Consider the following 24,713-nt stretch of genomic DNA (forward strand, 5'->3'; position numbering starts at 1 on the left):
TATTTAAAAATTATATTAACTCAACTATATTAAATCATGAAAGAATTAAAATTAAAAAATATTAAAAAGCTTTGATTTACCATTCTCCCATAAACTTCTCTAACGCTATGTCTCCCTTAGACCACATGAAATATTTTACAAACAATTCTTTTTTCAATGAATTTGTAGGAGATGGAACTGCATCTGATCTAGTTCCGCCATAGAATGTTTCATCATGTACTGCTACTCCGTATCCCTCTAATGGATCATCGGCTATGCATACTACTGCAGGAACATATGTCTCTATCTTTGTAGGTACACCTAATCTAGTAGCTAAATGTTCAGCGGCTATTCTTCCAGTCTTTACTGCTAGATAAGCTAATTTAGGAACTGTCATTGCATTTGCGTCTCCAGAAGCGTATATATTATCATATTTTAATGATACCATATTTAGATCTGTTGGTATGAATCCTCCATCATCAACTAGATCTGGAGTAGAATTCTTTAACGCTGGATTACCAACGTAAGGTGGTAAAATTAAACTCAAATCTGAGGGAATACTATTTCCCTTTTCGTCAATAACTTCGTGTTCTGTTATTTTCTCTACTTTAAAATTATTTATTAAAGTTATGCCCATTTGTTTATACATTTCCCCCACTGCTTTCCTGGCTGCAGAAGATAAATCAGATAAATATTCACCCGGAGAGTACACAGTCATTTTTACTTTATCTAATATTCCCATTTTCTTAAAGTAACCATGTAACATTAATGACATTTCAAATACTGGCCCTTCGCATGCAGCATCAGAAAACGGTGCTAGATTTTCAGGAACCTTAGGTCTTGGATTTCTTCCCTGGTAAAAGTATCCAGAACCTATGGTTACGTTTCCACCTTTAAATTGCCTTAATCTGTCTCTTAGTTTTACGGCATAATCTGGCTCACAAACACTATATCCATAAGCATCAAATCCTTTTATGAGTTCTGGAGCTAACCTAGCTCCTATTCCAACTATTAGGTAATCATAATCTTCCTCTTCTGTTGAACCATCGGGCTTTACATAAATAACTTTATTGTTTTTTGCATCCACTTTTGTTATTTTTCCTTCTTCGAAAGCTATTCCTTTTTGAGGTAAAGCTTCAGATAAATCTAATTTCCATTCATCAACATCTTTAACTCCTATAGAAACATGCGGCATGTCAAGCCTTAACCAGCTATACCTACTTTCATTAATGAGTTTTATATCAGCTTTACTTCCCACTAATCTTTTTAGCGTATATGCAGGCGTCAAAGCTCCGAATCTTCCTCCTATAACTAAAACCTTAGTCATTTTATATCAAAATATCTATTGTTCTTCATACTTTAAAAACCTTTTTTATAAAAAACATATAAATTTCTAAAATATTTATTTCAATTCAATCACATTTATAAAATAAATTATCATTATTAAAAATACTATATTTACAAGACCTTCTTTAATGGCTTATTTTGTTTTCTTCTTTTTTCTACTTCCCTAAAACTCATTATTATACTTGATATACCTATTAGACCTACAACAGAAACCACTAGAAGGAATCCTATATTTATAGCGTCTAAATTAGGTATCGGATTACCAGTTGAAATCGAAAAATTATCTATTATAGGGAATGCTATTATTAGTAAACCAACTATTACAAACGCCAAACCTCCATAATAAAGAGTTCTTCCAGCACTTTTCCCTGCAATTATCCTCATTTCGTCTTCGTTTAATTTTTTCAATTTCATAATATTTGCAAACATTCCTCCAAAGATTATTTGCATAGTCATTGTGCCTAAACCAAACATTAACCCAGGTAAAGGTGCATATATTAGACCAGGAACTTGGGGTGCTAATATGAATGTTATAATTGTAGCATATGCTCCAAAACCGAAACCTGCAATTAAGCCATGAACTATAGTCATCTTTAATGGAACATCTCTTATATCTTCGTTTTCATTTCTTCCTAGAAGTCTATCTATAGGAGATGAATATATCTTCCGTGTAGTATATAACTGCCTGCTATTGCCATTACAATTCCTACAATGAAATACACTGGACCATCAAGATTGTATTCTTTATATATAGCAGCTAATCCAAGGAATCCTAAAGTTGTTAAAAATGCCCTTTGTATTGTAAATCCTAAAGAGAACAAGAATCCTGCTTTCATGCCTTTCTTAGTAGAATACTTACCTATGGCGTAGCTGAAGGTAATTGGCCATGTATGTTCATCTGGCGTAGCACCGTGTAATAATCCTAGAATGTATGAAAAAAGTAATATAGTACTTAATGTTAGCCCACTTGATGGGTTAAGCAACTCTTCTATCGATATCATAATAATATTTTAGGGTTACCCTAAATATATAAATTTTTCTATTTAGATGATTATAATGTTAGAAATGAAAAGAATTAAAAGATACAATTGATTTATCATTTTATATTAAAATAAATCTATCCTATAAAGTAAGAAGAACATGAAAATTAAATAAAAGATAGATACCACCATATTAAACAAATATTATGAAAAAATTATTAAAATACTACTCTAACGTCTACTGCATAAGCTCCTTTTTCATTTACTATTAAGGGATTTATATCCATCTCCTTAACGTTAAGATCCACTAGTAACCTAGAAACTGAAACTATTGTCCTAATTAAGGAACCTTCGTCATAGTTCCTTTTTCTTGCATTAAGCATATCATGAACCTTACTTTCCTGAAGCATCTCTAATGCTTCGTCTTCATATACTGGAGCTAAACCATAGCTTACATTTTTTAATACTTCGACATATATTCCTCCGCTCCCTACCAATACAGTATGTCCGAATACTGGATCTTTTAGCCCACCTACAAAGATTTCTAGTCCAGGCAATTGCTCTTGAATCATAACCCTCTTTGTAATTTTTGATAAATCTTTATACGTAGATTTTATCTGATCCTTTTCTACGTTCATTATAACTCCTTTCATTTCAGTTTTATGTACTGGAGTATCTGCAGAGATTTTCATGACAACTGGATATCCTATATTATCTGCAACTCTTTGCGCCTCATCTTCGCTTTCAGCTATTCCCCATTTTGGAGTTCTAATTCCATAAACTTCCATTAATTTGAGAGCCTCATAATCTTTAAGAAACTGCTTACCTTTTACAATCTCTACTGCAGAATTTATAGGTTGGGCTACTCTTATTTTCTTTCTAGGATTAGGCTTTGTAGTTAAATATCTAATAGCTCTTACTGCACTTTCAGGCATGTTAAAAGCTGGTATTGATGCAGATTCCAATATTCTCATAGCAGAATCTTCATCAACTCCCATTACAACTCCTACTATGCCTTTCCCCTTAAAATTAAGTAAAACCTTAGCTACCTCACTATCACTAACTACAGGAAGTGATTGAACTATTACCAGTTTAGTACAACTTAGATCTTGAACAATTTTTAACGCTTCCATATATCTATCTCTTCCAGCGTCTCCAGAGAGATCAAGTGGATTCTTAGGTAAGCTGGTATCAGGCAATATTTTCCTTAAGTCATCCTTTATTCTTTCTGGTATCTCTATCATATTGAGGTTGTTTCGTGATATAGCGTCAGAAGTAAGAACTCCATGTCCTCCAGAATTTGTCACTACAAGTATATCCTCACTAATTGGTTCCGATGACGTTGTAAATCTTGATAGGTTTAAGAAGTCGCTAAGATCTTCAACAAATATTCCTCCTACTGTCTTTATTGCGGATCTAAAGACTTCATAAGAACCTGCTAAACTTCCAGTATGCGTCTTTACTGCTTCTGCACCTTTAGATGTAGCTCCTCCTTTTATGAAAATTACTGGTTTTCTTTGAGTAGCGTCTGGTAATGTGTCAATAAATTTTTCTCCATCTGAAACTCCTTCTAAATAGACAAATATTGCCTTTGTTTCAGGATCTTTTGATAAATAATCTATAACTTCATATTCTTTTACATCAGCTTGATTTCCCATACTTACAAGAAAACTTATCCCTGTTCTTGTTCTTTGAGCCCAATCTAACATATAAGCTCCTATTCCACCGCTCTGAACAACTAACGCTATGTTCCCCCTATTGATATTTGCGTAAGCAAAGGTTCCATTGTAATCGGGGGAAACTATACCCATAGTATTTGGCCCTAAGAATCGTATTCCTCCCTTTTTAGCAGTATTTATAAGATCTTCTTCTAGTTTTACTCCTTCACCTCCCACTTCTTTAAATCCTGCAGTTATCACTATTGCTGATTTTACTCCTTTAGCTATGGCATCCTCCATGACGGAAATAGCAAATTGCCTAGGAACAGAAATTATAGCTAGATCTACATCTCCAGGTATATCTTTCAAAGTTTTATATGCTGTTAATCCCTCTATCTTATCTGTAGCTTTATTATTTACCGGATAGATTTTCCCTCTAAAAGTTGATATTAAATTTCTTGTTATAATATTTCCAATCTTTTCTCTATTTCTTGAAGCTCCCACTACTGCTATTGACGATGGTCTAAACAGATAATTTAAACTCATAGCATAATTTAAGAAATGGTCATTTAAATGTTTAGAGAAGTCTGCGCTCGTTGCAATAAGGAAAGAGAAGGTTTAGAATTAAGATGTAAAAGATGTGGTGGACCATTTAAAATAGAAATAGATTTCCCATTTTCAAAAAATCTTAGAGAAAACTTTCCTTATATAAGCGAATGGACAAGCTTAGGGGAGTGGAATACACCAACAATAAAAAGCAACGTTTATTATAAACTAGACTTCCTAAATCCAACTGGTTCATATAAAGATAGGGGATCTGTAACTCTAATTTCTTTTCTAAGACAAAAGGGAATAAAGAAAATATCTGAAGATTCCTCAGGAAACGCAGGAGCTTCTATAGCTGCATATGGAGCTGCAGCGGGAATGAAAGTAGCAATATTTGTACCGTCTAATGCACGTGGTGGAAAATTAAAACAGATAGAAAGTTATGGTGCAAAAGTAAACAAGATAGAAGGAAATAGAGAAGATGTAGCAAAAGCTGCTGAAAGTTCAGAATATTATTATGCCTCTCACGTCTTACAACCCCAATTTAGAGATGGAATAAGATCATTAGCCTATGAAATTGTAAGAGATTTAAATTGGGAAACTCCAGACAGTGTTTATTTACCCACTTCTGCTGGAACTCTACTTTTAGGAGTATATGAGGGCTTTAATCATCTTCTTAATAACGGAATGATAGAAAAGATGCCTAGACTAGTCTCTATACAAACAGAACAAGTTATGCCTTTATGCTCAAAAATTAATGGAGTTCTTTACTCTCCTCCAGAAAAAGTGACCTCTATTGCTGACGCATTAGTTTCTACCAAACCTTTCCTCCTTCAAGAAATGGAAGAAGTAATAAGAAGATTTGGTGATTGTATTGTTGTTTCAGACGATGAAATACTTACCGCATGGAAGGAATTAGCTAGGAAAGGTTTATTAGTAGAGTATAGTTCTGCTACTACACTTGCAGCATATAAAAAAGATAAAAGAAAAGAAGGAGAAAAAAACGTCCTAGTTCTAACAGGATCAGGATTAAAAATTCTCTAATTCAAAAAGTAATTCTTTCATCCATTCTTTTGCTTTGAAATAATCCTCCTTGTTTATATTTTCATTAAACGAATGTATATTTGATCCTGCATTGTCTACTCCTACACCATCAGCAATTTGATTGTTATTTAAAATTCTAGCAAAAGCTTCCATTGGACCTGTACCAGGACTATTAGGAAGAACAGTAGGATCTTCGCCATAAACTTTCTTGGCAGAATTTATAATAGCCTTAGCTATTTCGCTCTTTAAAGACGTTCTATAAGGTTTGACTTTTCCCAAAACCTTAATTTCAAAATTACTAGGAATTATTGAATTTAATTTATCTAGTATTTCTATGGGATCTTGATCTGGCACAAGTCTGAAATCAAGTTTTACAAAAGCGTAAGAAGGAATAACAGTTTTTGACCCTTCTCCAGTATATCCGGAATTAATACCGTCTATATTACATGTTGGATTTTCTACTACTCTTATCATAAAATCATCAGGGACTTCCTGGCCTAGTGCTTTTTCCATTCCTTTCTTATCTCCTTTTAGATACTTCTTTTCCTCGTTAGATAACCACTTAACCTTATCGTAAAATCCTTTAATATTCACCTTACCTTCAGGAGTTCTTAATGTGTTTAAAAAGTGCACTAATTCCCATGCAGGATTTCTCACTATAGGAGCATACATTGAGTGAAGATCTTTTTCGGTCCTTACTCTTAACTCAACATAAAGCAGCCCTTTAACTCCTAATACTATTTCTGGAGAATCGTCTGGACCTCTACCAGAACCTTCCCATAAAACATAATTTGAGCTCAACCTATCTTTATAATCACTAAGGAAATCTTCAATGTAAGGACTTCCTATTTCTTCTACTCCTTCGTATACAAATTTTATATTAATCTTTAGTTTTCTTTCTTTCATAAGCTCTATTATAGCTTGCAACCTTGCCATTAATGAGCCTTTGTCGTCTGCTATACCTCTAGCGAAGATTTTTCCATCCTTTTCTACTGGTCTAAATGGATCAGTGTTCCATTTATCTAAAGGTTCTACCGGCTGCACGTCATAATGATTATAAATCAATAGAGTTTTGTTTGAATTGACGTCAATTTCTCCAATTATATATGGGTTTATAGCCTTATGTTTAACAAGTTCAGCTTCTATCCCATTGTCTTTCATGTAATCTAAGATAAATTTCGCACCTTCCTCTCCTTTTCCCTTAGCAGAAGTAGTATCTATTTTTAGAAATTCGTAAAGATCTTCCAAATCCATTACGTTTTTATTATAGATAAAGATTAATTAATTTATGATAAAATACGCAGAATATACAAGGCATTCTTTAACTGAACCTTTACTCTTAGTATACCTTTATAAAAAGGTGGAAGATGGTAAAATTGTTTCTGCTTTCAGGATACAAATGTATAAGAACATGACTATATCGATTTTTGAGGATGATAAATTACAAGGCGGAGATGTAGTAGATATATTGACTGGAAATGTAGATAATGTAAAGAAAATAATTGATAAATATTATGAAGAAAGCATTGATGACTTAGTGATTTATGGAGAACAAAGATATGTTGACGAATTATTAGATAAATTGGAAGATAAAGAGACGCAAAGCGCTTAATATTTTCAATAATTATTTAATTTTAATTAATCTAGCGTAAAAGTTAATAAATATTCTAGATGTTCTTATATATTACTTTTCACTATATTTTATAATGTACCGATACAGATCTATAAGTTATCTTAGTTACGTAATACTTGCAATACTAGTGATCCAATTCTTAGATGGTATGTGGTTAAACCTTTTTGCAGTATTTCCTCAAGTTTCTTCGTCTTTTAATGCTATGAATATGATGAGTTTCATGTTCAATTATGGACCTATTTTTATGTTACATATGATGTCTGGGTTTCTTCTACTTATTTTAGGCTTTATAATTCTAGCGTTTAGTTTTATGTCAAAAAACTCTAATATCGTAATTTTTTCTTCTATAGGACTATTAGCCATAATTCTTGCCGGAATTTCTGGATTACTCTTTATGTTCTCTGATTTTTCAAACAATATATTCTCTTACATGATGTCACTAGGATTTATAATAAGTATAGCGTCATATACAATAATTATAGGTCAAAGAAAATAGAATTTACCTATATAGGTTGAAAGACCATTAGTACCTATGGGCTCTACCGTCGACAAGATGTAGCTTTGAAGCATGAAGCCCATCGTTAGAGTAATTCACAACATTAATCTTCCGAATTTACTTCTCAAAAATACACCAGCTATGAAGAATGCTACGGCAAACAATATTATTACTGGAACAACTTCTCTCCAAGGACCAAAATCTTCTAAGAAATCTGCTACCCACATAGTTAAGCCAAAGAAGAATAATAGAGGACCTACAACTACTACCCAAGTAAATCTGCTATATAACTTACTATCTTTTTTCTGTTCTTCTTTTTCTGACATAGGATTAGATATATCGAGCTTAGTTATAAATTTTTACCATAAAAACTAGAATATGTTTCTTTAACCTAATACTAGTTGAATATTACAAGATTATCTTTTTTCTAAAATCTTTGTAATCTCTTCATATAATTCCTTATCTCTATCTTGAATATTTTTAAGAGAAGGAGGAAGAAGCTTTTTCTCCTGAACTCCTCTTATTACAGATCTTAACCATGCATCATATATTTTTCCTGAACCGTTCTTATAGTAAAAATCTTTCAGTTCTTTTAACGCTTCTTCTTCATCAACTTTCTTTACATTAACTAGATACCTTGAAGCCACATATAATATGAACCTTTTTCTTCCATCGGATAACCCAGAATTTAATATTTTCTCTATCCAAGAATAGTTTCTTGTAGTTATCCTGGGAGGAAATAATCCATTAACCTCAAAGAGTAATTCTCCCTTTTCATCATATACTTTTGAAAAAATTCCGTCATATATAGAGTATCCAGCAGGAGTATCGTCAGGATAGTTAAGCAAAATCTTTATCTTTTTACTCTGAACCATTAATTGTAGTATTTGTAGAAATTTTATTAAGCTTTATCCTTATCGCACAAAATGAGCATATATCCCTATCATTATTAGTAGGTCTTCCACATATCTTACATTTACCTAAAGTTAGCTTTGGTACATCGTTTATCCATGGTCTTATTTTATCTTCAAAATTTTGGACTAAATTCAGCATAAAACCAGGAATTTTGTCTTCCATTTCTTCTAATGATCTTCTTATCTTATCTTGTGTTGGACCGCCCACCCTGAAAGTATGTGGACAAGAATCATAAATAAACGGTATATTATTAATTAATGCATACGTCATTATTTCCTTCTCTGGAGTTAAGAACAAAGGCTTAACCTTTTTTATGTAACCTAATTCTGCAGGAGAGACTACTCTTAATCTTGCTAAGCTATTTACGTCTCCATTAAAGTATCCTATAAAAACATATTGTGCTACATCGTTTAAATTGTGAGCTGTAGCTAGAGTATCCGCTCCTTCTTTACTAGCCACTTCGTCTAAAACATATCTTTTAGTTAAACCACATGTGCTACAAATTGGCCTCCTTATTTTATGCTTAGCTTCGTCTATTGTAAATCCATATTCTTCATTAAGCTTAACTATCCTATATCTTACACCTAGAGCCTCATAATTTTTAATAGCAAATTCTACACTTTTTGATGAATAACCTTTACCCATATCAATTCCAAGATCTATTGTTATTCCAAATATCTCGAATCCTAATTTCTTTGAAAGTTTATTCAAAAGATGAAGAAGTGTAGTACTATCTTTGCCTCCAGATACTGCTACTGCTACTTTTTTGCTTCCCTCAAATATTTTGTATTTTTTAACTATTCTTTCGAATCTATTTTCAAACCATTCGTTAAAATGCTCTTTACATAAATAAATATTAGCGTATGGAATTTTTATAATAGCTTTTTCGTCACACTTTGAGCATTTCACAGGAAAAGTATATAAATACTGGTATTAAGACTTTGTTACCATGCAGATTTTAGCAGAGGTACATCCTAAATCTAAGAGGGAAAAACTGAAAGGTGAAATAAACGCTTTGCAGTCCTTTGATGGTTTCGATATTCCAGACTCTCCTTTAGGATTACCTTCAGTTTTACCATCTTCAATTGGGGTAATGATAAGAGAAGAGCTAGGAGATAACAAGAGGATAATAGTAAATCAAAGACTTTTAGACGTGAACGAATTATTTGTTAACTCTTTATCATACACGGCTAGAGCTTTCAATTTTGATATAGCGTTCACAAAGGGTGATAAACCAAAAATAGGTAAAGAGGTAGGTTATTTATCTTCAGAGGAAGCAGTTAACATTGCAAAAAACATTGGAATTAAAGCTGGCATGATGTTAAGCTTAAGAAAATCAGAAAACGAAATATCCGCAAGAATTGAATCCAACGCAGATTTTTTCTTAGCGCTACACTTTTCCGAGGATAAAATAAAAACTCTAAGAAGAAATGTTATACCGTATATAATAGTAAAAACTGAAAAAAATAAAGAAATAATTAAGGAAATAACTCAACCCACTATAGATGAAAACAAAGTTTATGATGTGTTAGCTGAACTAGATGGTTATTGTGACGCCGTACTTTTATCTTCTCCTGGAGATCTAGAATTCTTAAAAAGATTTTCAAAAAAATCTTAAGCTAAATTATATCCACAGTTCATGCAAAATCTAGCATTACTGGGATTCTCATATCCACAAGCTGGGCATCTCTTTGTCATTTGAGGAGATTGTGGAACTGGATATGTTTGTGGATAAGGATATGATTGATAAGGTTGAGAAGAAAATTGCTGAGGGAACTGTTGACTAGACATAATTAGTCTTTCTACTTCTTTCATTGTGTCTTCTTCTATTCTTAAATCATAGATCTCTTCTATACCTTGAAAAGCTGCTAATGGCCAAAAAACTAACGCAGTTATCACGTCTTCAGTAGCATCTGCAGCCTTAACCCAATTTGACATTCCAATATCCACGTTTAAATAACCTTGTCCTCCCATTAATCTAACCGTGAAAGCTCTATCTGCACCTACTAAAGCTCTAAAAAACCCTTCCTTTTTAGCTTGTACAATAACAGAACTTCCTGAACCTAGAACTTGTGTCTTATAACCCTTAGAAGAAAACCAATTTTCTAGAAAATAAGCTATTTGCTGAGGGTTAACATAGACGCCTTGAAAGCTTTTATTCATGAAAGTAGGACTTCCTTCTGGATTTTAAAGATTTTTCATTATTGTACTTTGTAGACTAGCTGAATTCTCTTAAGTCTGTACTCACTAGTTCAATGTAAATTCTAAATTCGATGTTTGATTAAAAGTAAGTTTAACATTAGAGAATAATTGAAGTAAACCATAAAGCATCATAATTATAGTTTAGTGAATTCTTCAGTCACCATAGTCCATTATGTATTAAGAGTTCCAAAGTTTACTTGAAAAGTTAATTTTTAAGAAAAATTTAATTTGAGTATTTATAATTAAGAGTTTAAATAACTGTAGCTTGTTATATTACCTTCTTTGATTAACAATACATAACAATTTTAACCTTCTTATGTTTATACCTTAAATCAGGCAATACACTTAAACATGTAAAAGTAATTCTTAAGTCTATGAATGTAGTCTCAGAAATTATCAGCTATGCTTCAGGTTTAAGCTCTGCAATATCTACTGCTGCACTTATTGCTACAATATATTATTACAGGAAACAAACTCAACTTCAACAAACTCAGATCGTAGAATTAAAAAAACAATCTTCAATCCAAGAATGTCTACAAATGAGGGATTCAACTATAAGATTACATGAAGTTTTAACGCCTTTAATGCTAGAAGAAATAAACAATATTATTAATTTTAGAGAAAAAATTAACGAAACTTGCAAAGATCCAATTAAATGTATTGTATATATTCATAATTTATTAGCGAATTCTATAGAAAATCCTGAAGAATCTGAGACTATCAACTTTCTTGAAGAAAATGTTTCGAAATTAATTAGAGATTTAAATTCGTTAAAAATAGAAGATCCTCGTTTTGAAAGATATGAAAATTATATTGAAAGTATAATTAATTCTATTTGTAATTCTTACTCTTTAACCGAAGTAAAGAAGGAAAATTGTCAAGTACTTGATGAGATTCATTTTCTCCAAAAACACTATGGTAATATAAGAGATTCTGAACTTTATAATTACATTGATTTACCTATTTCTCAAGACATAAAAGGCTCAAAACTTGAAGAAAATTCAACTAGAATAGAACTTAAAAATTTATTCAAAATTGATAATTGGGATGAAATTTCAGACATACTAGATAAATTTGATTTCCTTATAGATTCTAAGTGTGGAAATTCAGAATGTTCAGAAAAATTCCCTATTAAAGAAATCTTTGATGGAAAAATTAATCCGTTAAAAGACATGCTTAATAATCCAGAAGAATTCTGTAAACTTAACGAAATAAATCTATGTTGTAAAGAATTTGAACCAATACTAAGAAAACTCTCAAGTGCAATATATGATGAGGAGAAGTCTAAAATTCTTTATTCATTCATATATCTTAATTAGTTATCTACAAAGATTAGAGGAATACTTAATACTATTCAGTTACCGTTTGAAGTAGATTTAAGGGTAAGAATGCGAGCTGAATTAGAAAGAATAACGTGTACAGAAAAATAACTATATTATTTTAGATTTAACATCGAGTGATAGTTTAAGTATTAGTTCGTATATTTTTAAAAAAGGAAAATTTATAATCTAGAGAGACAAGTAACGTGTTATGTTCAGTAATTTGAGCGATGAACTCAAGAAGGCTTTGAATGAAATACATTATGACAAGCCTACTAAGGTTCAAGAAATAGCTATTCCTCCTTTCTTAGCAGGAGAGAGTGTAATAGTTCAGGCTAAGACTGGTTCAGGTAAGACTGCATCTTACCTTATTCCTATAATTGAAAGAGGAGAGCAAACAATAATATTAGCTCCTACTAGAGAACTTGCAGAACAAGTTCTCTATGAGGGAAAAAGAATTGCAAAATATAAAGGAACTACCTTTGGTTTAGTTATTGGAGGAGTAGGATACGAAAAACAAGAAAAAGAAGCTAATAATGACGTTATAATTGGAACTCCAGGAAGAATTCTAGATTTATGGGGTAAAGGTATACTTGACCTCTCTAGGTTTTCTATAGCTGTAGTAGATGAAGTAGATAGAATGTTTGACATGGGTTTTATAGACGACGTAAGAATGATACTTTCTCACACTAGCGCAAAGAATTTCGGATTCTATTCAGCTACAGTACCTAAAGAAGTAGAAGATCTGGCATTTGAGTTTGCACCTAATGCTAAAATGTTAAAAGTAGATGAATATAAACCTGTAGAAATAGAACATAAATTCCTTTTAGTAAGAGGATGGAGAGAGAAAGTAGAGAAAACTCAAGAAGAAATAAAAGGAAAAGCTATTGTTTTTGTTAATACTAAAGCTAAAGTCGATGATTTGGCTAGAGAATTATCAGATGAGTTTGATATTACAGTGCTTCATGGCGATTTGCCTCAGTCTGCAAGAAACAGGAATTTAACTAAATTTAGGAAAAATGAAGCCTCAGTATTAATTTCTACTGATTTAGCCGCAAGAGGAATAGATGTAATAGATGTAGACGAGGTAATAAACTTTGACGCGCCAAGGGATATAGAAACTTATATTCATAGAGTAGGAAGAACTGGAAGAATGGGAAGAAAAGGTTTTGCTATAACTTTCTACACTAGGAGAGAAGAACAGCTAATTAAGAGAATAAAAGGAGTAATTAAGACCGTTGAATACGATTAATATTTTTATATTTCGTTCTTCTTATTATATCTTATGAACACAAGAGACAGCATTCTAGTTTTACTTTATGAGAGAGGAGAATTAAGCAAGGAAGAATTAGCTAACATGTTAAGACAAGAAGTAGATGAAATCGAGGCCCTACTTAAAGGATTAGAAAGAGAAGGATTAGTAATGCAGAAAGAGAAAGGTTTGATCTTTAAGAGGAAGGTCTATGGATTAACACCCTCTGGTTTAGAAGAAGCCAAAAAAGCTAAGGAAGACCTTGAGAACAAAGCGAATAAACTGATTCAAGCTATACAGAATGGAGACTATAGTCAAATTCAAAGCTTTGAAAGCGACATTCCTTTAATGTTAGCACTATCAATGATAGATATGATGATGTTACAAGGATTAATGTTTGATATGTTTCAATTCTAAAAAATTATTTTCAAAAAAATTATTTTCTTTGCATAACAGTAGCTATTTCTTCTTCTTTTATGTTGCTCTTAGGTCTCCATCCCATAGCATAAGCAATAGCTGTTCCCAATAACGTTACTGCAAGGTTCACAGCTAACGAAATTATAGCCATATAAATCAATTGTCCAAGTATAGGATATAGAGATGTTGTGAATGACGTTAAATGTAGGAATATAAAATTCCTATAATATGCTAATCCAACGCTAGTAGCTATTCCAGCAATCCATCCTACTAATAGAGATTTTGGTTCTAATTTACGTGTATATAAACCTAAAAATACTGCAGGCAAAGTTTGAGTTACTAACATTCCTCCTAATAGTTGTAATTGAATAGCGTAAGTTGCTGGCACTATAAATACAAAACCTAATGCTAAAAACTTGAATATTGTTGACGTCCATTTAGCTATTCTAGCCTCAGAATATGAAGGTAAATTAGGCTTCAATTCTTTAACAATGTTTCTTGTGAACAAGTTAGCTACTGCTATTGCCATTATAGATGCTGGAACTAATCCTCCAACAAATATTGCTGTCATAGCTATTCCTATGAACCAGTTAGGCATAGTATAGGAAATTAAAGCTGGAACTGCTAATGCACCATTCCCTGTTACCTTTAATAAACTTAAAGCATGTGGTACTGCGTAAACTAATATACCAAATAACGAGATAAAGGCTAAACCTATTCCGTATATAGGTAACATGGAAGTACTATATTTTAGTTTTTCTCTATCTTGAGAACTTAATGAACCGTTTATTGCATGTGGATATAGGTATAGTGCAAATGAACTTCCTAGAGCTAAGGAGAAATATGCTGAAATCTCTCCTGCAGGCAAAGTGTCAAATATAGGCTTTAGAGTTTGAGCCGCAGTAAATGCCTTTGAAAAACCTCCTACTTCTAACGGTACTGCTATTATTACTGTAATAACTGTTATCCATACTAATACATCCTTAAAAACTCCAGTTAATACTGCTCCCCTTAGTCCGCTAACAAAAGTGAAAGCGGCTAGCACTAGAAAGGCTAAAAGCAAAGAAATTTCCTCAGTGAATTTACTAGCAATTCCTAAACCTAAAAACATCATTTCAATTACTGCTTCCATACCTACTATTTGAAGAGCTATATAAGGAAGTTCTGCAGCGATTCCAGTAGCGGCAACTACTATTCCTAGAGTTTTGCTATTGAATCTTTCCTTAACAAAATCAGCTGCAGTTATATAGCCTTTATTTCTCGACACTGTCCATAATCTAGGCATTGTAAGCAATGCTACACCGAAACCCCAAGCAACATAAGGTACTGCAAAGAAGTAAAGGGAACCTGCTGCAAATATACCAGCTGGTACTGCAATAAAAGTATATGCGGTAAACAAGTCAGCACCTAATAAGAACCAAATTAAAAACGTTCCTAATTTTCTTCCTCCTAACCCCCATTCCATTAATGATTTTAAGTCTCCACTCCTAAATCTAGATCCATAGAATCCTAAGAAAGCGAAGAATCCGAACAATAATAGAAATATACCTAATGTAACATAATCTATATTTGAATGTGGTATCATTATTTCTCACCTTTTGATTCTTTTATAAATGATACTCCCAAGAATGCTAGGCTAGTTATTACCAGCAATATTGTTTGATACCAGTAAAAGAAAGGTATACCGAATAGCTCTGGAGTAATCTTATTAAATAGAGGATAGAGAGAGTATATTATTATATCAATAAGTAATACTATTCCGAGAGTAAGATAGAACTTATTCATTGCAAAAATAGTGTGTAAAAAATTTTCTTATATTCCTTTTTTAGAATAGGAGATAGATTTAGTTTTTATTAAAATATAGTTTTAATGATATCTAGACAATTCTTTAATCTTAACTCGAAATATATAGACTTTTATATCTGATTTATAGAAGTTTCAAACGATATCAATTTTCAATAATATCAATCTCGTCTTAAGTTGAAATTTAAAACTTTTCAAAAACTACTAAAATATATTATTGAATCAGAGTAGCTAGCAGTAGGAAAAATATCTTTCAAAAAAAGTATAAATACGCATTAATATCTTAACTAGTTTTTAACCTCAATTTTTAATTACGACATAATCAATACTAATTAAAGTGTATATCATAGTAGAATCTCCTGAAGATGTAATAATACCTCCTCTCCAAGAGCTAACTTTTATATGCAAAAATATAATGACGGAAACCAAATGTCAAGGTCCTAGCATATTTAGAGATCCAGATGTACTGTCCGCTATGCCATCAGACATAATATCATTAATGAGTATTCATAGCCTTGTAAAATATAAGGCCAGAGGAAGAAAATTGGAGAGATGGGAAAATTACATTAATAAATATAAAATTAATATAAGTAGGGAAGAATTCTCTTTAATTCTAAAATTAGATGCATTATTGACATTATATGTGGATGGATATGATTTTAATGGAGTGAGTGGCGATGCTGTTATAAAAGAGTTCAGGTTAGCTAAGACTATGGTTAACGATGAGCTAATCATTGAATTAAGCAAAATAAAACCTAAACTTATAGTTATAAGAAATAAGCCAAATTACTGGAATTTAATATCTGCATATAAAGTAGAATATATTGATAAAAATCTGGCTAAAGCGTTTTCAAAGCTTAATGGTGTAAGAAGAATAGAATGTAATGACATAAGGAGTATAGATTCAACTAAAGTTTGTACTATAGAAAATTGAAATTGAAAAAAATTTGTACATATGATAAAGTTTTTTAAAAAGAAGACAAAAAATATATTGATGGCTAGGTCATCAAAAAGTAAAAAGAAGACAAAAAATAACGATAGTAAACTGATTTACGTTCCTTTCGTAATATTAGCTATAATAGTAGGGTTATTTATAGCACTACCTTATGTACATTCTTCTAATACTCCTTCTAGTATATCATCTACACAAAATAATGGTCCATTATCTGATTTAGTTAAAATATCCAACGTTGGTTACGCTAATACTACTCAAGTATATTTTATTAGCTGGTACGGTTGTCCATTTGGTGCTGCATTATCATGGCCATTATACATTGCATTACAAGACTATGGAAACGTATCCGTAGTTACGCACTATTCTATTACTGAACCAGATATAGATAATGGGCTTCAAGGAGTACCTGGATTAATATTTACTAAATTTAATTCTACTTCCAACGTTGCATTTCATTTCCTGTATATATATAATCAAAACTTGACTGCAACACCTTCTGGAGTTCCATTAAATAATAATGCAGTTTCGATAGGTTTACAAGAAATAAAGGATAATGAACCATATTTTGTATATAATATCATTTACCAATACGAAGTAAATGAAACATTCCCAGGCTTACTTGCTCCAATAGCTTATGAAGGACACCCATCGCATATAGCTACAGCATTAATAATTACAGGACCTAAGGGTACATGGCTCCTGATAGGATATCCTAATCCATTAACACCAAGCACTATAATCTCGATAAATAACTCTTCATCACAACTATTATCAGAGATAAAAAGTGGACATGTTCCTTCTCTTATAAATGATATAGCTAAAGAGATAATTGAAGCCATTAATGAAGCTCAATAACTTTTACAAATTCATTGTCAATAGTAGCTTTTTTGCCTATTTCTAAGAAATCGTCTCTGTCTAATGGATGCATTTTCTTGTCTGAAAGAATTATAAGAGTGTTTACGTTATTTTTTGCCTCTTGAACTATTTCCTTTAGTTTTATATAATTAAATAAAATAGGAAGTACATTAACGTCATAGAATCTTCCTTGTCGAATCATAGTAGAGTATTCTTCACTCTTATTCCAAACCTCTCTTATATTTCCATTAAGTAGTCTCATATTAGTGGGAAGAACGAAAAGCGGAAGTATAGCAATGTCTCCTTCTATTTTATTAGTCCTATATTTTCCAGATTCCTGATCTATAACCTCGAATAATCTTTTCATGTATGTTTTACCTAATTCCGGGTCATAGTCTTTCTCTTTATCATATCTTTCATGAAAAGTCTGGCTTAACCACATATACGCATCTACTATTTCATCTTGTCTATTGCTAACAAAATCGATATACTTTACACTCCTTGCTTTAGATAACGGAGAATTACCATTTGCAATATTTCCAGACAAAGCAGAGTTTAGTATTATTACGTCCTTATCTATTATCCTATCTTTTATTTCTCCTAATTTAAAGTCTCCTTCTGGAAGCGATGCTAAGGGATTAGCTCCAACCCCTACATCCATTCCTTCCTTAGGATCAGTGTAGGAATAAAAAGTAAATCTAAAATGCTCTATCTCTTTAGCTTGAGGATACCATTCTCTAAATTTCTCCATGGCTTCTTGTCTTCTAATTCTTAATTCAGATAATATAGCCTCAAAGGCTTCATGAGTATTCTTAAATTTCCCATTCAATTCACCATAAGGTACAAAAAATGGCTCACCAATTATTGGCGTCAAATATTTAAAACCATAAGCTTTTGCTACATCTGGTATCGAAGAATCTATAAGAGTCTTTATCGCCCTTCTCATTGCTTCAGACAAATGATCAATATGGTAAATCTTCTCCTGCTTTTTGAATAGAGACATGTAAAGAAATAATTTTTAATGCTTAAAAATCTATTTTACGATGTGGATAATTCGGATCAGCTATTCCTTGCTTTTTTAGAAATTTCCATCTTTATCACTGTTGCACAAGCATTTCATTTAGCTTCTTTGAAGTATAAACTTCCTTCAATATTTGGTGAAATACTTACTGGAATAATTTTAGGTCCTTTTGCATTGGGTACTTTCTTAAACTCTATAATAGGACTAAACATATTTACGATAAACAATTATCTATTACTATTTTCTCAGTTTTCCGTTATATTACTGATATTTGCTGCTGGATTAGAGCATGGGTTTAGATCTTTAAGATCTTCTGGACTATATGCATTATTAGCAGCATCAATAGGCGCTATATTACCTTTTGTAGGAGTATATTATGTCATGACTTTTTTTACTAGTAAAGGTGTAGCGCTACTTATGGGAGCCGCTACTGGGGCAACAAGTTTGGCCGCTGTAAGTTCAATAATAGAGGGCATGGGAATCCAAAGAGAAAAATTCGTCAAAATCTTAACATCGTCGGCAGCAATAGACGACGTAGTTTCTTTCATAATTTTGTCTATTGCTCTTTCTCTAATAGAGGGAATTAAGGGAGGATATTTAGGATTATTAAAAACAGCTAGTTTTGTTGTAATATCATGGATAATCATACTTCTTGTCTCAGTATTAATAATTCCAAGATTACTCTCAGTTGTATCGGATAATTTGGTAGTAGAAACGTCTTTGATGATACTATTCATATTAACTGTAATAATGATAACTTTAGGATTTTCTCCAATAATTGCGGCATTTATAGCTGGGATTGCTATTGCTGAAAGTAGAAAAGCAGAAAGGATAAAGGGTATGGTAACTGCATTACTAAGCATTTTTGGATCAATATTTTTCGTCACAATAGGAGCTGAAACTAACGTCTTATCATTTGTTAATTTGCAAGTTTTAGAAATAGGTATACTTATAACAGCATTAGCTTCAATATTAAAATTCGTGGGAATTTTACCATTTGCTTTTCTTTATACTAGGAAAATGAAGCACGCAATAATGACATCGTTTGGCATGATACCTAGGGGAGAAATGGGACTAGTTATTGCATCATTAGCTTTTGCCGACAATATCTTTTCACAAAATAATCTTTCTGAGGTAGTATTTATGAGCCTACTCACTACTGTCATAGGAGGAATGTTCTTTAATTTATCTGTAAGGAAATGGCTATCTTCTACGCAATGAGCAGTGAACTGCCACGCCCTAACGGGCGTGGCTTCCTGCTTCAAAGCCGAGGCTTGCCAAAGGTAGAGGTCTCAGCTCCACAGGCACTAAGGGTCGTTCCGACCCCGAGCACTAATGTGAACCCACAGTATCCCAATATGGGACTGTTGAATGGAGCAGAGGCGTACCACATAGACCCTCGCTTTAACCAAGGCGTCTCAGTGACGCTTACTCCGTCAGTGACTGCCATTAATAGAATATTTGAAAAATACGTATTTAAATGTAACCACAAAGGGGACTATCCATCTCCACCCTTACCGGTAGACCCAAAATCATATTAGAAAAAATATTTCTGATAGGATAATATCGAATTTATAAAAGATAAAGAAATTTATAAGAGTGTAAAGAATTGAAGAAAGGGTTTAAGGCGAGGGAGATGGAGTATTACCACGTGAGATAGGAAGATGGTAACACCCGGTCTCCCTCACCAAACATTCAACAAATAGGATATAAATTACTTTCCATGTTGAACTTCCAAGGGGAAAAGGTAGATGAGGTAGCAAAAACTCTCATCTCCGCGTGTTTGTGGAACGATTCAGTAGAGAACAAGTCCAGAGCGTATGACGTATCCCCACAGACCGTGAGGAATTACGTAGAGAAACAAGGGATGGAAGTGATTGAAAAGCTATTGGAAAGAGCTAGGAAAATATCCTTAGAAGTACTGAAGGGAGTGAATGAGATAGATCTTTCAATAGACTGGACAACCAAGACGTGGTATGGGAAACCAGTGAAAGGGCTCGGGAGCTCTGAAAAAGGAAACTCGTGGAACTACGCAACTGCAACAACCAAGTATAAGGGGAAAGTACTTTTACTTGCCTTTATTCCGCAAGTGAACGGTATGACTAAGGACGAGATAGTGAAGATCCTCGTGGAGCAAGTAATGGCAATGGGATTCAAGATAAGGTTGATAACTCTTGACGCTGGTTTCTACACAGTTGATGTGCTCAATTTCATTTCACAGTTTAAGTATATAATTGCTGTGCCTGTTGGGGACGTGAAGGTGTTTGAGGAGTTTGACGGGGATTACACAACTAATAGTAAGAGGCATAGGAGGGATGAGCAGGTCAAGTTCAGGCTTCTCGTGTATGGCAAGGAAAAAGTGAGGAGAAAGAAGAAGAGTCTTGTTTATTTTGCTAGGGCTACTAATCTAGATCTGCCCAAGAGGGAAGTGTTGGATTTGTACAATAAGGTAAGAGGTCCCATAGAGACCTCTTATAGGAACATTAAGGCTTTTCTTCCATTTACTAGTTCTACTAAGTTTGTTTTCCGCACGTTGATCTTCGTGCTGGCCCTTGTACTCTACTCCTTATATACCATATTCAAGGGGGAGGTGGGGAGAGAGGAATTTAGATTATTATTAATTCTTTTATTTCCTGATTTATTCAATCCAGAGAATTTTACATTTAATATAATTGAAACACTTATTTACACTATAGATTTATTTTTAAGGAGGTGATTTTGGGTCTACCGTTACGGATGGAGTCTTCCGCCCCCTTTGAACCTATATAGATTAATTAGTTGGGGAGAGTAATACTCTCCAACTGGGAAACATGGTCGACCCTTTGACTGAAGCAAAGTCTTCGAACGGGGGCGTGACAAACCCCTACCATCGGACTGAACATTGTGATAATATGCACGGATATAGGTGTGATAAAGAGGTAGGGATCCTAGGAATAGACATATCAAAAGATCATCTAGTAACGAGTGAGGGGAGGGTCTACACAACAAGAAGGGTTATGAAGAAATACTAAAAGTGAAACTAAACACAATAGTGGTCGAACCGACAGGAGCATACTCAATAAAACCATGTCAATACTTCAAGGAAAAAGGGATCAAGATACTACAAGTAAGCCCAAATATACTATGGAAGGAGAAGGACTTGAGAGGAAAGAAAACAGATTTTTACGACGCAGAAAAACTAATAAACATGGCAAACAAGGCAAAGGAGTACAACTACAACCCATTGAAAGAACTAGTAACACTATATATCTTCCTAAAAGACCTTGAAGTAAAGTACAAGAACAGGGTAAAAAGAGCACTATTCCTAGTCAGTGACGAGGAAAAAATAAGCAAGGAAATGCTTGAAGAATTCTCTAAAGGAAACTTCAAAATACAATTATACAACTTAGAGTACACAAAGATCGTACTTGAAGAAATCGAAGTATTATCTAAAGCACTACTGGAAACAAGCGAGAAAATAAAAGAAGTAGAGAAAATGATACAATCACAGTCTGAAAATCACGTTCTATTAACTATACCGGGAATAGGAAAACTTTCTTCGGGAATAATAATAGGCATTGTTGGGGACATTAAACGCTTTCCTAACCCTGAGTCCTTCGTAGCCTACTGTGGTTTAGACCCAATAGTTGAGAGGAGCGGTAAAGCTACTGTAAGTAAGGGAATATCGAAGAAGGGTAATAAGTACTTGCGCAGCTTGTTCTACTTCCTCGCTGAGATGAATTACTCTCGTAATCCTACATTACTAGAATTTTACGAGAACCATAAGGAAAAGTTGAAGGGAAAGAAGTTGTACACTGCTTTAGCCAGGAAATTGGCTAGAATAATTTGGAGTGTTTGGTATAATAATAAGCCTTATGAGCCTAAGTGATCCTCCCCAAATCGCCACGTGGATTGAAAGGTACACGTGGCAATCTTAGTTGACATTATGCTTGAAGTTCAACCGAAATATTTATTACTGAACGCCCTTGTTAAGATAAAAAATGGAAACTTTTAGTTTAAAGCTTTAATTTTGGAATATAGTTTAAGAATTTCACTTAAAAGCGTTTTAGAATAATAAAAAATTTATTAGCTCTATTCTATAAATTCTCAGAGAGTTTATATTCTGAATACTGTTTTTATCAAATTAATTACAATATATACAAAAATTGCAGTCATTATACCGAACATAACTATTCCAGTGTATACTTCTTGAGATACTGAAAAGGGAGAGAAAGGATAGACTTCGTTAGAATACGGTGGCCAGCCTACTATTAGAATTACTGATAAAACACTATCTCCGCTCATCCATAAAACTAAGAGTAATATTTTTACTGCGTTTGATAATTTTGTAATAGTCATTCCTGCAAAAATTCCTCCAAGAAAAAGTGTACTATCATTAAGTATTCGCCATGATACGTAAGCACCAGCTAAAGCAAAAAATTGAGGAAGATGCCAGAATACTGGCAGTATAATACCTGGTATTAGATAAAGGATAGATCCTCTCATTATTTTATAGCTTAAAACAAATCCTGCAATGTATAGTAAGTAATGAGTTGTCATAAATAGCCATTGATATTTAAATTCCATAATTTCTGTATAAGGATTTACGGCTATTATTAGAAAGATTAATGGAACTATAAAATTTCGTTTTTTTAATTGGTCTCTTAATATCTCCATAAAATAGAGATGTATTTTAATAAAAAATAACTTTATTCTGGAGGAATTTCCTTAAATGACATGGATATATCTATTCCTTTTTTAGAATTAATATACTTCGAAAGCAAATATACTACTATCCCTGTAACTATTACTAAACCTACAAATATTTCAGTTATAGGTATACCGTCTACGGTGCTCGTAAATCCAAATACAGGGTTTATTCCAGCTTCATAAGTTAGAAATGCGAAGTAAATAGCAGAAATTATACCAGCTATGGATAATATTCTTATTTTATTCTTTACTCCATAGAATATTGATGCTATGCTTACTACTAAAAAGTATAAGGCTCCTAATATTGTAGCACCATAAAGTGAAGTAGCTGCAGCAGTTGAAAATACAGGGATTGATAGTAAAGATAACGTAAGGATTAAATCTAGTAGATGAGCATAGATAGGAGATCCATATTTATTTACTTCAGAAAACTTAGCAGGTAATACTCTATCAAAAGATAAAGCGAAAACATATCTAGAGAACACTATTACACCGTACGATAACACATAGAAATTCCATAATATTACGCCTAGACCTAAGAACCATTGAACTAGAGCATTTTGAGATAAAGCAATTGCCACATCCCAGAAGTTATAGATAAATGTACCATAAGCATAATAGTTAAAATAGTAGCCTGCTACAGCATCCATTTCTGCAAATCCTACTGTTACAAAAAACGCAGTAATAAGAATAGCTAATACTAGATTTAACTTAGCGATTTTCTGTGATTGCTTAAATTCTGCCGATACTGCTGGACCTGCTTGCATCCATGGATATGTATATAATGCAAATATAGGAAGAAGTAGAAGAGTATAATCCCAGTTTATTTTAGGTAAGAATGAATATCGTACAGAAGAAGGTATAGAAATGCCTTGTGATGACATAAATGGAGATATTTTAGCCATAAAGGGAGTTGAAATAGCTATTATTATCATAGCGGCTATTAAAGAAGCAAACGAGAATATACCTAATATTGTTACTATGTTATAACCCCATTTAGCTTTAAATATATTTAATAAAATAACTATCACAAAAAATATTGCGCCTATAGAGTAAAATATACCTTTTTGAATTAATGTCAGATTACCATAAGGGTTAACAAAAATGTTATTAGCTAAATTTAATAGGAAACTAGAATGATCTACTCCACCTATTGTAGATAGTACTGCGTTAATAGACGATGCTGAAAAGAAAGCTATTAATGCAAAATACGCAAGACTTTCTAGCATAAGAGCAATGGCCATTACGGAACCTATTCCTCCATTTATACTTCTAGATACCCAGACATAATCCCCACCAGTTCTCGAAATATGCCTAGTCATTACTGTATAGATTATTAGTTGTGGTATTGCAAATATTAGACCTAAGAGCGAAGCTATCCATAAAACTCCTCCTGGCCCACCAATAGTTGGATTATTTGACGAATTCAAATATGGTGATATTGACTCAAATAGAGCTACTCCTGCAGACATGTTTCCTAGATTCAGCATTACTGCATCTAATAAGTTAACTTGTTTAATTAAACCAGAACTTTCTCTTACAAAAACTTTTCTTTGAGACACGAGTGAGTATGAAGTATTTAGCTATTTAAGTTTTACGTAG

Annotated in this window: 22 protein-coding genes and 3 pseudogenes; 12 read left to right on the forward strand and 13 right to left on the reverse strand. The window is 32.8% G+C overall.

The window, feature by feature from the left end; genetic code table 11:
• Positions 1 to 76 precede the first annotated feature (76 nt).
• From DFR85_RS21135 to DFR85_RS21145, 3 genes and pseudogenes are all read right to left on the reverse strand, one after another.
• Complete coding sequence (locus tag DFR85_RS21135; protein ID WP_110269975.1) at positions 77 to 1,306, reverse strand: NAD(P)/FAD-dependent oxidoreductase; 1,230 nt, start codon at positions 1,304 to 1,306, stop codon at positions 77 to 79.
• Between the two features lie 131 nt (positions 1,307 to 1,437).
• Positions 1,438 to 2,327 (reverse strand): annotated as a pseudogene (locus tag DFR85_RS21140) (hypothetical protein).
• Positions 2,328 to 2,524: 197 nt separating this feature from the next.
• Positions 2,525 to 4,510 (reverse strand): acetate--CoA ligase family protein, encoded by a 1,986-nt coding sequence (locus DFR85_RS21145; protein WP_168367121.1) that lies wholly within the window; start codon positions 4,508 to 4,510, stop codon positions 2,525 to 2,527.
• A gap of 27 nt (positions 4,511 to 4,537) precedes the next feature.
• Between DFR85_RS21145 and DFR85_RS21150 the strand changes: the two genes are divergently transcribed.
• Positions 4,538 to 5,554 (forward strand): pyridoxal-phosphate dependent enzyme, encoded by a 1,017-nt coding sequence (locus tag DFR85_RS21150; protein ID WP_110269976.1) that lies wholly within the window; start codon positions 4,538 to 4,540, stop codon positions 5,552 to 5,554.
• Here the strand turns inward: DFR85_RS21150 and DFR85_RS21155 are convergent.
• Positions 5,540 to 6,808, reverse strand: coding sequence for a M20/M25/M40 family metallo-hydrolase (locus DFR85_RS21155; protein ID WP_168367122.1), 1,269 nt, complete (start codon positions 6,806 to 6,808; stop codon positions 5,540 to 5,542). The two genes, DFR85_RS21150 and DFR85_RS21155, sit on opposite strands and share 15 nt — an antisense overlap.
• A 34-nt stretch (positions 6,809 to 6,842) precedes the next feature.
• Between DFR85_RS21155 and DFR85_RS21160 the strand changes: the two genes are divergently transcribed.
• Both DFR85_RS21160 and DFR85_RS21165 read left to right on the forward strand, forming a co-directional pair.
• Positions 6,843 to 7,166: a hypothetical protein gene (locus DFR85_RS21160; protein ID WP_110269978.1), complete on the forward strand. Its 324-nt coding sequence runs from the start codon at positions 6,843 to 6,845 to the stop codon at positions 7,164 to 7,166.
• Positions 7,167 to 7,260: 94 nt separating this feature from the next.
• Positions 7,261 to 7,683, forward strand: coding sequence for a hypothetical protein (locus DFR85_RS21165; protein WP_168367123.1), 423 nt, complete (start codon positions 7,261 to 7,263; stop codon positions 7,681 to 7,683).
• A gap of 95 nt (positions 7,684 to 7,778) precedes the next feature.
• On the opposite strand, the gene DFR85_RS21170 is transcribed toward DFR85_RS21165, so the two are convergent.
• The 3 genes from DFR85_RS21170 to DFR85_RS21180 all read right to left on the reverse strand — a co-directional run bounded on the left by DFR85_RS21170 (position 7,779) and on the right by DFR85_RS21180 (position 9,507).
• Positions 7,779 to 8,009 carry a hypothetical protein gene (locus DFR85_RS21170; RefSeq protein ID WP_110269980.1) on the reverse strand — a complete coding sequence of 77 codons (231 nt, stop codon included), beginning with the start codon at positions 8,007 to 8,009 and terminating at the stop codon, positions 7,779 to 7,781.
• A 90-nt stretch (positions 8,010 to 8,099) separates the two neighbouring features.
• Complete coding sequence (gene priX / locus DFR85_RS21175) at positions 8,100 to 8,558, reverse strand: DNA primase noncatalytic subunit PriX (protein ID WP_110269981.1); 459 nt, start codon at positions 8,556 to 8,558, stop codon at positions 8,100 to 8,102.
• The gene (locus tag DFR85_RS21180) at positions 8,545 to 9,507 is read right to left on the reverse strand and encodes a PP-loop family protein (protein WP_110269982.1); all 963 of its coding nucleotides are present in this window, start codon (positions 9,505 to 9,507) and stop codon (positions 8,545 to 8,547) included. The genes priX and DFR85_RS21180 overlap by 14 nt, the downstream gene beginning before the upstream one ends.
• Before the next feature lie 40 nt (positions 9,508 to 9,547).
• Between DFR85_RS21180 and DFR85_RS21185 the strand changes: the two genes are divergently transcribed.
• On the forward strand, positions 9,548 to 10,216 hold the full coding sequence (locus DFR85_RS21185; RefSeq protein ID WP_168367124.1) for a hypothetical protein: 669 nt from the start codon (positions 9,548 to 9,550) through the stop codon (positions 10,214 to 10,216).
• On the opposite strand, the gene DFR85_RS21190 is transcribed toward DFR85_RS21185, so the two are convergent.
• Positions 10,213 to 10,761, reverse strand: a complete 549-nt coding sequence (locus tag DFR85_RS21190; protein ID WP_110269983.1) for a zinc ribbon domain-containing protein — start codon at positions 10,759 to 10,761, stop codon at positions 10,213 to 10,215. The genes DFR85_RS21185 and DFR85_RS21190 overlap by 4 nt on opposite strands.
• 413 nt (positions 10,762 to 11,174) lie before the next feature.
• On the opposite strand from DFR85_RS21190, the gene DFR85_RS21195 reads away from it, so the two are divergent.
• The 3 genes from DFR85_RS21195 (at position 11,175) to DFR85_RS21205 (ending at position 13,788) form a co-directional block, all read left to right on the forward strand.
• Positions 11,175 to 12,119: a hypothetical protein gene (locus tag DFR85_RS21195; protein ID WP_168367125.1), complete on the forward strand. Its 945-nt coding sequence runs from the start codon at positions 11,175 to 11,177 to the stop codon at positions 12,117 to 12,119.
• Positions 12,120 to 12,330: 211 nt separating this feature from the next.
• Positions 12,331 to 13,371, forward strand: coding sequence for a DEAD/DEAH box helicase (locus tag DFR85_RS21200; protein WP_110269985.1), 1,041 nt, complete (start codon positions 12,331 to 12,333; stop codon positions 13,369 to 13,371).
• Positions 13,372 to 13,404: 33 nt separating this feature from the next.
• A complete protein-coding gene (locus DFR85_RS21205; RefSeq protein ID WP_168367126.1) occupies positions 13,405 to 13,788 on the forward strand; it encodes a helix-turn-helix domain-containing protein in 384 nt (127 codons plus the stop codon).
• A 19-nt stretch (positions 13,789 to 13,807) separates the two neighbouring features.
• Here DFR85_RS21205 and DFR85_RS21210 read toward each other — a convergent pair whose 3' ends face one another.
• Positions 13,808 to 15,373: a sodium:solute symporter family protein gene (locus DFR85_RS21210; RefSeq protein ID WP_210433941.1), complete on the reverse strand. Its 1,566-nt coding sequence runs from the start codon at positions 15,371 to 15,373 to the stop codon at positions 13,808 to 13,810.
• Positions 15,373 to 15,573: a DUF3311 domain-containing protein gene (locus DFR85_RS21215; protein ID WP_110269987.1), complete on the reverse strand. Its 201-nt coding sequence runs from the start codon at positions 15,571 to 15,573 to the stop codon at positions 15,373 to 15,375. The genes DFR85_RS21210 and DFR85_RS21215 overlap by 1 nt, the downstream gene beginning before the upstream one ends.
• A 355-nt stretch (positions 15,574 to 15,928) precedes the next feature.
• Between DFR85_RS21215 and DFR85_RS21220 the strand changes: the two genes are divergently transcribed.
• Positions 15,929 to 16,525, forward strand: a complete 597-nt coding sequence (locus DFR85_RS21220; protein ID WP_110269988.1) for a hypothetical protein — start codon at positions 15,929 to 15,931, stop codon at positions 16,523 to 16,525.
• A gap of 60 nt (positions 16,526 to 16,585) precedes the next feature.
• Positions 16,586 to 17,401 carry a DUF929 domain-containing protein gene (locus tag DFR85_RS21225; protein WP_110269989.1) on the forward strand — a complete coding sequence of 272 codons (816 nt, stop codon included), beginning with the start codon at positions 16,586 to 16,588 and terminating at the stop codon, positions 17,399 to 17,401.
• Here DFR85_RS21225 and DFR85_RS21230 read toward each other — a convergent pair.
• Positions 17,385 to 18,404, reverse strand: coding sequence for a hypothetical protein (locus tag DFR85_RS21230; protein ID WP_110269990.1), 1,020 nt, complete (start codon positions 18,402 to 18,404; stop codon positions 17,385 to 17,387). The two genes, DFR85_RS21225 and DFR85_RS21230, sit on opposite strands and share 17 nt — an antisense overlap.
• Before the next feature lie 42 nt (positions 18,405 to 18,446).
• Here DFR85_RS21230 and DFR85_RS21235 point away from each other — a divergent pair, with 42 nt between their 5' ends.
• From DFR85_RS21235 to DFR85_RS21245, 3 genes and pseudogenes are all read left to right on the forward strand, one after another.
• Positions 18,447 to 19,643: a cation:proton antiporter gene (locus DFR85_RS21235; RefSeq protein WP_246253028.1), complete on the forward strand. Its 1,197-nt coding sequence runs from the start codon at positions 18,447 to 18,449 to the stop codon at positions 19,641 to 19,643.
• Positions 19,644 to 20,086: 443 nt separating this feature from the next.
• Positions 20,087 to 21,138 (forward strand): annotated as a pseudogene (locus tag DFR85_RS21240) (ISH3 family transposase).
• A gap of 94 nt (positions 21,139 to 21,232) precedes the next feature.
• A pseudogene (locus DFR85_RS21245) lies at positions 21,233 to 22,290 on the forward strand (IS110 family RNA-guided transposase).
• A 227-nt stretch (positions 22,291 to 22,517) separates the two neighbouring features.
• Here DFR85_RS21245 and DFR85_RS21250 read toward each other — a convergent pair.
• A complete protein-coding gene (locus DFR85_RS21250; RefSeq protein ID WP_110269992.1) occupies positions 22,518 to 23,078 on the reverse strand; it encodes a DUF1404 domain-containing protein in 561 nt (186 codons plus the stop codon).
• Positions 23,079 to 23,110: 32 nt separating this feature from the next.
• A complete protein-coding gene (locus tag DFR85_RS21255; RefSeq protein WP_246253029.1) occupies positions 23,111 to 24,673 on the reverse strand; it encodes an APC family permease in 1,563 nt (520 codons plus the stop codon).
• Positions 24,674 to 24,713: the final 40 nt, after the last annotated feature.

The organism is Acidianus brierleyi (assembly GCF_003201835.2).
GTDB classification, from domain to species: domain Archaea; phylum Thermoproteota; class Thermoprotei_A; order Sulfolobales; family Sulfolobaceae; genus Aramenus; species Aramenus brierleyi.